This window comes from Acinetobacter sp. YH12227, assembly GCF_013417785.1.
In the GTDB taxonomy this organism is placed as follows: domain Bacteria; phylum Pseudomonadota; class Gammaproteobacteria; order Pseudomonadales; family Moraxellaceae; genus Acinetobacter; species Acinetobacter gandensis.
Map to the genome: position 1 here is coordinate 1 of NZ_VPDH01000095.1, position 10,375 is coordinate 10,375.

General features: G+C 39.8%; 11 protein-coding genes and 3 pseudogenes. 5 read left to right on the plus strand and 9 right to left on the minus strand.

Going from position 1 to position 10,375, the window contains the following annotated elements:
- Positions 1-448, plus strand: a pseudogene (locus FTV09_RS15705) (transposase); the annotation flags it as partial.
- A gap of 136 nt (positions 449-584) precedes the next feature.
- On the opposite strand, the gene FTV09_RS15710 reads toward FTV09_RS15705, so the two are convergent.
- From FTV09_RS15710 to FTV09_RS15725, 4 genes are all read right to left on the minus strand, one after another.
- Entirely contained in the window at positions 585-1,016 is a 432-nt protein-coding gene (locus FTV09_RS15710; RefSeq protein WP_005401805.1) for a MarR family winged helix-turn-helix transcriptional regulator, read from the minus strand.
- 6 nt (positions 1,017-1,022) lie between these two features.
- The gene (locus FTV09_RS15715) at positions 1,023-1,451 is read right to left on the minus strand and encodes an organic hydroperoxide resistance protein (RefSeq protein ID WP_180058843.1); all 429 of its coding nucleotides are present in this window, start codon (positions 1,449-1,451) and stop codon (positions 1,023-1,025) included.
- Positions 1,452-1,810: 359 nt separating this feature from the next.
- Entirely contained in the window at positions 1,811-2,443 is a 633-nt protein-coding gene (locus tag FTV09_RS15720) for a glutathione S-transferase family protein (protein WP_010116200.1), read from the minus strand.
- 16 nt (positions 2,444-2,459) lie between these two features.
- The gene (locus tag FTV09_RS15725) at positions 2,460-3,479 is read right to left on the minus strand and encodes an NADP-dependent oxidoreductase (protein WP_180058844.1); all 1,020 of its coding nucleotides are present in this window, start codon (positions 3,477-3,479) and stop codon (positions 2,460-2,462) included.
- A gap of 143 nt (positions 3,480-3,622) precedes the next feature.
- Here FTV09_RS15725 and FTV09_RS15730 point away from each other — a divergent pair, with 143 nt between their 5' ends.
- Positions 3,623-4,231, plus strand: a complete 609-nt coding sequence (locus tag FTV09_RS15730) for a TetR/AcrR family transcriptional regulator (protein ID WP_004733176.1) — start codon at positions 3,623-3,625, stop codon at positions 4,229-4,231.
- A gap of 106 nt (positions 4,232-4,337) precedes the next feature.
- Positions 4,338-4,568 carry a hypothetical protein gene (locus FTV09_RS15735; RefSeq protein WP_180058845.1) on the plus strand — a complete coding sequence of 77 codons (231 nt, stop codon included), beginning with the start codon at positions 4,338-4,340 and terminating at the stop codon, positions 4,566-4,568.
- An 83-nt stretch (positions 4,569-4,651) separates the two neighbouring features.
- Here FTV09_RS15735 and FTV09_RS15740 read toward each other — a convergent pair whose 3' ends face one another.
- The 5 genes from FTV09_RS15740 to FTV09_RS15760 all read right to left on the minus strand — a co-directional run bounded on the left by FTV09_RS15740 (position 4,652) and on the right by FTV09_RS15760 (position 9,562).
- Positions 4,652-5,779, minus strand: coding sequence for an alkene reductase (locus tag FTV09_RS15740; RefSeq protein WP_062034280.1), 1,128 nt, complete (start codon positions 5,777-5,779; stop codon positions 4,652-4,654).
- Between the two features lie 104 nt (positions 5,780-5,883).
- On the minus strand, positions 5,884-7,272 hold the full coding sequence (locus FTV09_RS15745) for an NAD-dependent succinate-semialdehyde dehydrogenase (protein WP_074947921.1): 1,389 nt from the start codon (positions 7,270-7,272) through the stop codon (positions 5,884-5,886).
- Positions 7,273-7,330: 58 nt separating this feature from the next.
- A complete protein-coding gene (locus FTV09_RS15750; protein WP_010116206.1) occupies positions 7,331-7,630 on the minus strand; it encodes a DUF1330 domain-containing protein in 300 nt (99 codons plus the stop codon).
- 10 nt (positions 7,631-7,640) lie between these two features.
- Positions 7,641-8,318: a type 1 glutamine amidotransferase domain-containing protein gene (locus tag FTV09_RS15755; protein ID WP_074947920.1), complete on the minus strand. Its 678-nt coding sequence runs from the start codon at positions 8,316-8,318 to the stop codon at positions 7,641-7,643.
- Positions 8,319-8,404: 86 nt separating this feature from the next.
- A complete protein-coding gene (locus tag FTV09_RS15760; RefSeq protein WP_062034281.1) occupies positions 8,405-9,562 on the minus strand; it encodes an iron-containing alcohol dehydrogenase in 1,158 nt (385 codons plus the stop codon).
- A 225-nt stretch (positions 9,563-9,787) separates the two neighbouring features.
- On the opposite strand from FTV09_RS15760, the pseudogene FTV09_RS15765 reads away from it, so the two are divergent.
- Together FTV09_RS15765 and FTV09_RS15770 are read left to right on the plus strand one after the other, a co-directional pair.
- Positions 9,788-9,917: pseudogene (locus FTV09_RS15765) on the plus strand (transposase); the annotation flags it as partial.
- 354 nt (positions 9,918-10,271) lie between these two features.
- A pseudogene (locus FTV09_RS15770) lies at positions 10,272-10,375 on the plus strand (IS5/IS1182 family transposase); the annotation flags it as partial.

A 10,375-nucleotide genomic window follows, 5' to 3' on the forward strand; every position in this document is an offset into this window, starting at 1 on the left:
TATGTGCTGTGATTGATTGGCATAGCCGCAAGGTACTTGCGCATAGGGTATCGATTAGTATGGAGGTGGATTTTTGTATTTCGGCTTTAAATGAAGCGATTGAAAAATATGGATCACCTGAAATATTTAATACAGACCAAGGCAGTCAGTTTACCAGTGATGCATTTATTGAAGTGTTGAAATCAAATGACATTCAAATCAGCATGGATGGTAAACTTGCGCAGTATACTGCTCATAGGTTGATAATGTGATGGTTGAACGATTATGGCGGAGCGTTAAATATGAAGAGGTGTATCTCAAAGCTTATAGCAGTGTCACAGATGCGAAAAAGCAATTGAGTGCATATTTTGAATTTTATAATTTGAAACGGCCTCATTCGAGTCTGGACAAAATGACTCCAGATGAGTTTTACTATGACCAGCTACCACAACAAAATAAGGTAGCTTAACTAGAGCAGAATATCACTTATAAATAAGCTTTTAGTTGTTCAAACATGTGGGACCACCTCTATATCTAGGGACTTTAATGCATTGTCCTCTGTGCTTGTCTGATAGATTGCTTTTAGACCAGATGTAAAAGAGGTCTCAAATTCTTTCTGATAATAGATTAACTAATGCTTTTAATTCATCTCGTAATTGATTTAAGTTAGCAAACTCAATGTTCTTGGTAAGCTCTTTAGGAATCTTTTCTGCTTCAGCAGATAAGTCTCGCCCTTTATCTTTTAATGAAATAAGAACTCGTCTTTCATCATTAGGATCACGTGATCGATTAATTAGACCAGATGTCTCCATTCTTTTTAATAGTGGGGTTAATGTTCCACTATCAAGATGTAAAATTTGTCCAAGATCACCCACACTTACACAGTCTTTTTCCCACAAAACCAACATTACTAAATATTGAGGATAAGTAAGTCCGAGAGGTGTAAGAAAAGGGCGATAAGCTTTTACGATTAAATTAGATGCAGCATAAATAGGAAAACATAGTTGCTCATCTAAGCAAAGCTGATTCTTGGACATAACTTTTTATTTGGTATAGACAGTGGTAGACACCTGTCTATTACCTCGAATAGCATTTGAATAAGGACATACTTGATGTGTTTGTTCCACTATTTTCTCTGCATCAGCTTGTGAAATACCTGAAATCGTGACATCTAAGTGTACTGTCAAGGCAAATCCACCATAGCCATTAGCAACCATTCCAACAGTGCTCAGGACTTCTACATCGTTATCACGGATTTTATATTCTTTATTGCTACGAGTTACATGGATCACTGCATTTCCAAAGCATGCAGCATAGCCAGCTGCAAATAATTGCTCAGGATTCGTTGCATCACCTTTACCACCTAATTCTTTTGGTAAAGCCAATTTCAACTCTAGAATACCATCTTCGCTACGAATAGTTCCCGAACGCCCACCAACTGCTTTAACTTGAGTTGAATAGAGATTACTCATGTGTGTTACCTTAACTTAACTTAATTTAATTTAATTTAATTTAATTTAATTTAATTTAATTTAATTTAATTTAATTTAATTTAATTTAATTTAATTTAATTTAATTTAATTTGTACAAAATATAATTGCACACAATTTAAATTAGATCAAATATTTGTTCACTATTTCTTTCTATTAATTGGACTATCTTCTATATAGATATTAGGATAAAGATTCCGAATCCTTATCTATCTTTAAAATAGAAAACGCCCAATGAAACTCATTAGGCGTTTACTTAAAATAAGTGTCAGCTTATTTTAAGGCTAGAAAATCATCATCTTTTTTCTCAATCTCCTTGAGAAAAAATCAATCTTGCTATTTTAGCTTTTCACACCATCTTGTTCAATTTGTACTGCGGCTTGCCAGCTAGGTAGTTGGCTTAAACCTGCTACATAACGTTGGATATGGGGATAATTTCCACCTTGTCCCATATGATAAACTAAAGCATGTAGCCCAAAGCCCATCATAAAGTCAGCACCGGTTAAACGGTCTGCCACTAGAAATTCTTTATCTTTTAAATATTCATTTAAATGGCCAAATACTTTATCGAACTCAACTTGAGTATAATTTTCTAGAAATACCAACTTCGTGCCCTGCTTGGTTTCTATCGCATTAAACGTTTTTAATAAAAATGGCAGCATGGCAGAGCTTTCTGAGAAATGAATCCACTGTAGATAATCGACATAGGTAGGTTCATCCATATCTGGTCCTAAATGCGGCGCAAGTTTCTGAATTAATAACTCAACGATTGCGCCTGACTCTGCAATAACTTTGCCATCCCATTCCAATACTGGAGATTTCCCTAACGGATGGATGATTTTTAAAGATTCAGGTGCCAAATGCGTGCTTGAGTCACGATAATAGCGTTTCAACTCATAAGGCTGCTTGATTTCTTCAAGTAACCACAAAATGCGAAAAGAACGTGATTGATCTAAATGATGTAGTGTAATCATGATAATTCCTATTTTTTTAAATTTTTACAACCACTTTGCCAAAGTTTTCGCCTTTTAACATACCATTGAAAGCATTGATCGTGTTATCTAAACCTTGCACCATATGCTCTTTATATTTGATTTTTCCGTCTTTCAACCATTCGGACATTTGCTGATTGAATTCTGGATACTGACTGCCATAATCATCAAAAATAATAAAGCCTTGCATGCGAATACGCTTTCTTAAAAGGGTGGAAATAAAGCCCGGTAAACGGTCTGGCCCTTGTGCTTGCTCGGTAGCGTTATACTGGGAAACCACACCACACACCGGTACACGTGCCGTAGAGTTAAGCAATGGCCATACCGCATCAAACACTTTACCCCCTACATTCTCATAATAAATATCAATACCGTTGGGAACTGCTTGTTGTAATTGTTCTGCAAAATTTTCATCATGATGATTGATACAAGCATCGAAGCCGAGTTCTTCTACTGCATAACGACATTTTTCAGGCCCACCTGCGACGCCAACCACGCGACAACCTTTAATTTTGCCAATCTGTCCAACCGTAGCACCAACAGGTCCCGTTGCAGCTGCAACGACTAAAGTTTCACCGGCTTTAGGCTGACCAATGTCCAACAGCCCCATATAAGCAGTAAATCCTGGCATTCCCAAAATACCCAATGCCCAAGATGGATGTTCAGGTTGCATACCTAAGCTTTGACATGCAGTCCCATTAGAAATTGCGTAGCCCTGCCAGCCATTTCCGGAAAGAACCCACTCGCCTTCTTTGAATTTTGGGTTTTTAGAGGCCACCACTTGACTGACTGTTCCACCGACCATCACTTCGCCAATTTCAACCGGTGCTGCATATGAAGGAGCATCACTCATGCGACCACGCATATAAGGGTCGAGTGACAAGTAAATGGTTTTTAACAACATTTCGCCTTGTTTAAGTTGAGAAAGCTCAACTTGCTCAATTCGAAAATCGCTGTGTTTTGGCTCACCCACTGGCCGTTTAGCTAAAACGATGCGTTGATTAATAACTGTTTTCACACATATAACTCCATGTTTTATTTAAAAGTATTTTTCTTCACAATCAAAAACTGTGATTAAAATTTCTTTACATCCATTGTAGATGAGTTATAATAAAAAACAATACGACTGGTCTATTTTTTACAATAGAGTAAATAATTAATATGAAGCCTACTCCTATTAAAAAGTCTGAAGCGAAGCGCTTACACATTCTTAACACCAGTTCAGACCTGATTTTGCATAAAGGTTTTACTGGCGTAGGATTACAGGAAATTTTACAGAGCTGTGAAATCCCTAAAGGCTCGTTTTATCATTATTTCCAATCTAAGGAAGCTTTCGGATGTGAATTGGTACAGCATTATGTAGACAATTACCAAGTCCGTTTAAATGATGTATGGCGTTGTGATAAATCCCCTTATCAAAAGCTGATTGAGTATTTTAATTTATGGATAGAAGATCCTGAAACACAGTGTGGTTGGGCGGATAGCTGTTTAATTGTGAAACTTGCCGCAGAAGTTGCCGATCTATCTGAAGATATGCGCTCGATTATGTCCGCTGGCGTTGATGATGTAATCCAACGTATTGCTGGTTTAATTGATTTGGGAAAACAGGATCAGTCTATCCAAGCAGATACCGAGGCCTCTACTTTGGCACAAGTACTTTACCAAATGTGGTTAGGTGCAGCATTACTGAGTAAGTTGCAAAAAGATAAAACACCATTACATCAAGCTCTGAGAGCAACTAAATTTCTATTAAAAAGTGAAGATTCATAAAAATTAAATATCAACTACATAATTAATAATTCATGATAGCAGTCCAATGATTACCTATTATTGTGCTGCTATTACATCAACTTAGTATCCATGAGTATAGCGCACAATGAATTCTCCTTCTAAAGCCCTCATGACTCGTATTTTAGTTGGTTATTTAGGCTTATATCCCACACTATTACTGGTTCTCACTTTATTAAAGCCAATTACACAGCATCAAAGTTTCCCGATGATGGTGTTGATTGAAGTCATAGTATTAGTGCCAGTAACGCAACTGATTTCTTTCCCACTGGCAGGTTGGCTCATTACACAGCTAAAAAATCTTAAGAATTTGTTTTAAGAAGAAATTGTGCTAGCAACAGCAATCCTAAGTCCTTATTTTGCCAACCACAAAGGTTGGCAAAATAACTCACTTAGTCAATATTAATCTGCGTAAGCTGGGTAATCAATATAGCCTTTTTCCGTCCCACCATACATACTGCTTGCATCTACTGCATTCAATGGCCAGCCATGGGCGAGACGATTGGGTAAATCTGGATTCGCAATAAATGGCCGTCCAAATGCAATTAAATCGGCCAGTCCTGCCTCTAAAATTCGAGTCCCTCTTTCTGCCGTATATCGACCTGCATAAATAATGCGACCACTGAAAGTGTCTCTGACATCTCGACGAAAATCATGAGGAAGTTCTGGTGCATTGTCCCAATCAGCTTCTGCAATCGATAAATAGGCAATCCCAACTTCTTCAAGTATCTTTATGGCCTCAATATAAGTCGCATGTGGATCTTCTTCAACCAACCCCATGTAAACACGATCTTCCTCTGTACTTTCAAATAGCGGGGCAAAACGCACTCCTAAACGATCTGCACCAACCACCTCGGCAACCGCCTGTACCACTTCACGTAAAAAACGCAAACGGTTGTTTAGTGATCCACCATATTCATCTTCACGGTGGTTACTATGTGCAGAGATAAATTGATTCACCAAATAACCATTTGCACAATGAATTTCAACCCCATCAAAACCGGCAGCCAAGGCATTGCGTGCAGCTTGAGCATAGAGTTGTACTAACTCTTTAACTTCTGCATTGCTTAAAGCACGTGGCATGGAGGGATCAGCTAAGGTCCCTGCATTGGGCCCCGTCTCAATAAAGACTTTAACATTGCTATCAGCCGCAATAGCCGAGGGTGCGACCGGTGCTGCATGATTGGGTTGCAAAGATGTATGTGAAACACGCCCAACATGCCAAAGTTGCGCAAAAATAATGCCTCCTTTGGCATGCACTGCTTCGGTCACTTTACGCCATCCAGTAATCTGTTCAGGGCTGTAAATACCAGGAGTCCAAGCATAGCCTTGACCACGTGGCTCGATTTGCGTACCTTCGGTGACCATAAATCCAGCCCCGGTACGCTGTTGATAATAGGTCGCCATCAACTCATTTGGAATATTCCCTGGCTGAGTACTGCGCGACCGCGTTAATGGTGGCAATACAATACGGTTTTGCAAAACATACGGGCCTAAGCTCAGGTTTTGAAAAAATTTGCTGGCTTTCATTTCATTGTTTCCAAGTGATCATGACCATAATTGATCTAAATTTTAAAAAAAATACCCCTCCTTCCTGCAACAGAAAAAATAAAGGGGTAAAAGGGTATTAGAGGCTAGGCTTTGGTTTTACTATCAGTAACATAAATCAGTTTATGATTAATAAATTCTTTGATACCAAGACCGATAAGTTCACGCCCATAACCAGAACGTTTGATTCCTCCAAAGGGAAGATTTGCATTGGAAAAAGCAGGTCGATTAACGAATACCATTCCACTCGAAATACGCTTAGCTACTTCAGCACCATGTTTTGTATCTTCTGTAAAGACCGACCCACCCAGACCAAAAGGCGAATCATTAGCTATATCAATTGCATCTGGTTCATCTTTAGCACGTAAAATCATTGAAACAGGACCAAAAAACTCCCAATAATACGCTGGATTTTCAGGGGTTAGATTAGTCAGGATAGTTGGTTGCACAAAAGCTCCTTGACTCGGCACTCTAGCTCCTACTTCAGTAGCAATAGCACCATGTATAACTGCTTGACGAATTTTCTCACGTACTTCTTCAGCAGCTGCCTGTGAGGATAGAGGTGCCAATGTAGTTTCTACATCAAAAGGATTCCCTGCTTTTAGTTGTGCAACACCTTCTGTATAGAGTGTTAAAAATTCATCATAAATTTCATCTACAACGATTATTCTTTTAGATGAAATACATACTTGACCTGCATTTGAATGACGGCCTTTTACTGCCCATTTTACAGTTTCTTTTAATACCGCATCACGCAGAACCACCAATGCATCTGCGCCTCCTAATTCCAATGTGGATTTTTTTAATGCCTGCCCTGCTTGGGAAGCAACAACAGAGCCTGCACCTTCTGAACCTGTTAACGCGACTCCATGTACGCGTGGATCATTCAAGATAGTCTTAATTTGCTGTCTTGTTGCAAAGATATTACTGAAAGTACCTACAGGAAGACCTGCATCTAACATCAATTTTTCAAAAGCTAAAGCACATTGTGGGACATTGGATGCATGTTTGAGAATCAATGTATTACCAGCTGCTAATTGCGGCGCCAAAATGCGTGCAATTTGATAATAAGGAAAGTTCCAAGGCTCAATAGCCAATATAATACCCAAGGGTTCATTAACTAGTGTTGCTTGCCCTTCATTAGGATCAAATGGTAACTGCTCATCAGCCAGTAAAGACTCTGCATTCTGAACGTAATATTCGAAAATACGTGCAGAAATTTCAACTTCTGCCAATGCTTCACTGGTGATTTTACCCATTTCAAGAGTAAGCAAACCTGCGTATCTATTCGCATCTGCACGCAGGAGATCAGCGGCACGTTGCAAAATCACACAACGCTCAGAAACCGATCGATCTTTCCAAGCCAAGAATGCTTGATGAGCGTTTGTGAGGATTTGTTCTACTTCTGTATCACTTGCAACAGGAAAGGTTTTTAGTACTTCACCGTTATAAGGATTAATAGATGCATAAGCCATATTATTTTCCAGATTTTGTAATCAAAAACATACTCTGATTAATTTTGTTACCACCCTATTAGAGTGCTTCTTCGATACCTTCGATCATAAAAACACGATAAGTCGCCCCTTTCAGACGATGTTGTAATGCTTCTTGGTAGGCAGGACTGTGATACCAGTCTCGCGCTGCCGCCATATCAGGAAAGCGTAGAATGACAGCTCCTTCAATTTCATTGCCTTCGAGCACTTCTAATTGACCATAAAAAGCCAATGCTGTTAACTCACGACCTTCACGAGCAAGTGGGGCTTTCTCTGCATACTGCACCAGTTGCTCAGAATCAGAAGTTTGCTCACGGGTAAATACCACATATGCAGACATTGACTACTCCTTATTTTAACAATTGAAGTAATGCTGTGGCGGTTGCAGCAGAAGAGGCGGGATTTTGTCCAGTAACCAGTAAGCCATCTACTTGGACATGCACTTGCCAATCACCCGCTTTAGAATAATGACCACCATTTTCTTTGAGCATGTCTTCGACCAAAAACGGTACAATTTCGGTCAACCCTACAACGGCCTCCTCAGTATTGGTAAAACCAGTCACAGATTTACCGCTGACTAAAGGCATTCCATTACTCTCTTTCACATGACGAAGAACACCCGGGGCATGACAAACTGCTGCAACTGGTTTTCCAGACTGAATCGCCTGTTCAATCAGAGCAATTGAAATCGGATCTTCTGCTAAATCCCACAATGGACCATGCCCGCCCGGATAAAACACTGCATCATAATCAGCAACAGAAATTTCGCTAAGTTTTTGCGTCTGTGCCAATGCTTGCATTGCAGTTGGATCCGCCTCAAAACGATGTGTGGTTTCAGTTTGTGCATCGGCTAAGTTACTTTTCGGATCGAGTGGTGGCTGCCCACCTTGAGGTGAAGCTAGCGTGACTTCAGCCCCGGAATCAATAAAGGTGTAATACGGTGCAGCAAGTTCTTCTAGCCAGAAACCTGTTTTCTCACCAGTATTGCCTAGTTGTGCATGTGAGGTCAGAACGAGTAAAATTTTCATATTATTTCTCTGATAATTTTTAGGATTGGGGGAGCATCGTTACATGATCACATGCCGTGTGGCGTGACCATGACAGATACGCTTGTTTAGAGGCTCGTCTCGAGAATTTGGCGACTGATCTCTAATGAAACATTTTTATGTTCACCTAACTGGGTCAGATTGTGTGATTCGAGTTGCGTAATGATGATCTCAATATCTGTCGCCCCCAATTGATAATCGCTAAGACGAGTTGGCAGTCCGAGTTGCTCAAAGAAGGTTCGAGTACGGGCAATGGCTGCATCAATACGTTGTTCTTCATCACCTTCGACAATCTGCCAGACACGAGTCGCATATTGTAGTAATTTTTCTCGCTTCTCTTGACGACGTACTTGTAGATTGGCCGGCAACACAATTGCTAAGGTACGAGCATGATCAATACCATGTAAAGCCGTGAGCTCATGTCCAATCAAATGGGTCGACCAATCTTGTGGTACACCTGCTCCAATCAGGCCATTCAGTGCCATGCTGGCGGTCCACATTAAATTGGCACGCGTGTCATAATCTGCCGAATCTTCCAAGACTTTCGGTCCAATCTCAATCAGGGTTTGCAATAGACCTTCGGCAAAACGATCTTGTACTTGTGCATTGACAGGGTAAGTTAAGTACTGTTCCATGACATGAATAAATGCATCGACCACGCCATTTGCCAACTGGCGCGTCGGCAAGCTATAGGTTTTATTCGGGTCTAGCACCGAAAATTGCGGAAAAACATAGGGACTGCTAAATGCAAGTTTGGCTTGGGTCGATTTTCGGGTAACTACCCCACCGTTGTTCATTTCTGAACCGGTTGCCGGAAGAGTGAGTACACTGGCAAAAGGCAAAGCTTGGCTAATTTGAGTGCCATGGGTTTCTAAAATTTCCCATGTATCACCTGCATAATTGACTGCTGCTGCAATAAATTTGGTGCCATCAATCACCGAGCCACCGCCGACAGCCATTAAGAAATCAAGCTTTTGTTCACGAATCAGTTCTACTGCTCTCATTAGGGTTTCATAGCTCGGATTCGGTTCGATTCCTCCGAATTCGTGAATTTCTCGTGTACCTAATGCTTCACGCACTTCAGCTAATGTGCCATTTTTACGGGCACTTTCGCCACCATACAGCATTAATACCCGTGCTTCTGCAGGCACATAGTCATTGATTTTGACAATCGTGTCGGCACCAAAAAGAATACGGGTTGGATTATAAAAGTCAAAATTCAGCATATTTTTATCCTCAAAAATCAGTTAATGATTTGAAAAACCACCGTTATTAATCGCGTCAACTATAAAAATTAATCCACACTGCGGTTTTTGCTGTGATCATGCAGCAACTATATACAAAAATAGACCAGTCGTCTATTTATATATAAATTAAAGAAGAAGGCACTGTTGCAAATAGAGATTTGAGTCGATGATGTTCCAATAAAATGGCTAATTAACGAGGTGCTTATTAGCAGTAAGCGATACCCTGAAGAATTCAAAATTGAAGCAGTAAAGCAAGTGACTGAAAAAGGTCATAGTGTGGCTGAAGTTGCCGCACGTTTAGGTACAACCACGCATAGTCTTTATGTCTGGATTAAACGTTATGATCCTCAACAGCCTAAAATCATAGAATCTGGTGATCCACTTGCAGAATTGGCAAAGCTAAAAATGTGTGAGAGTAAAAAATTATCATACTGGTTTACTCTCAACCCTTTGATTTTACGTAGTAAGACCTAAGCTAAAAAAATAAAGACTCATACTGAAGCAATCCAACATGACCTACTAAATTTTTTTAGAGTAATAAAGTTTCATACTTATATGAAGCTTTAGGCTCAATGAGTTAATTTCATCTTATAAGTCTTATAAAAACTAAATAAACAAAAGATTACTTTGTAAGGGCTTTGTTGCACAAACCTATCTGTAAAGGGTTTTTCAGCGATATAATTTTCAAATGAAGAAGCCTGCACACAAAATCTACCGCACAACCAATTGGCCCGCATATAACCGAGCACTCATGAGTCGCGGAAATATTGCCATTTGGTTTGATCCTGCTAC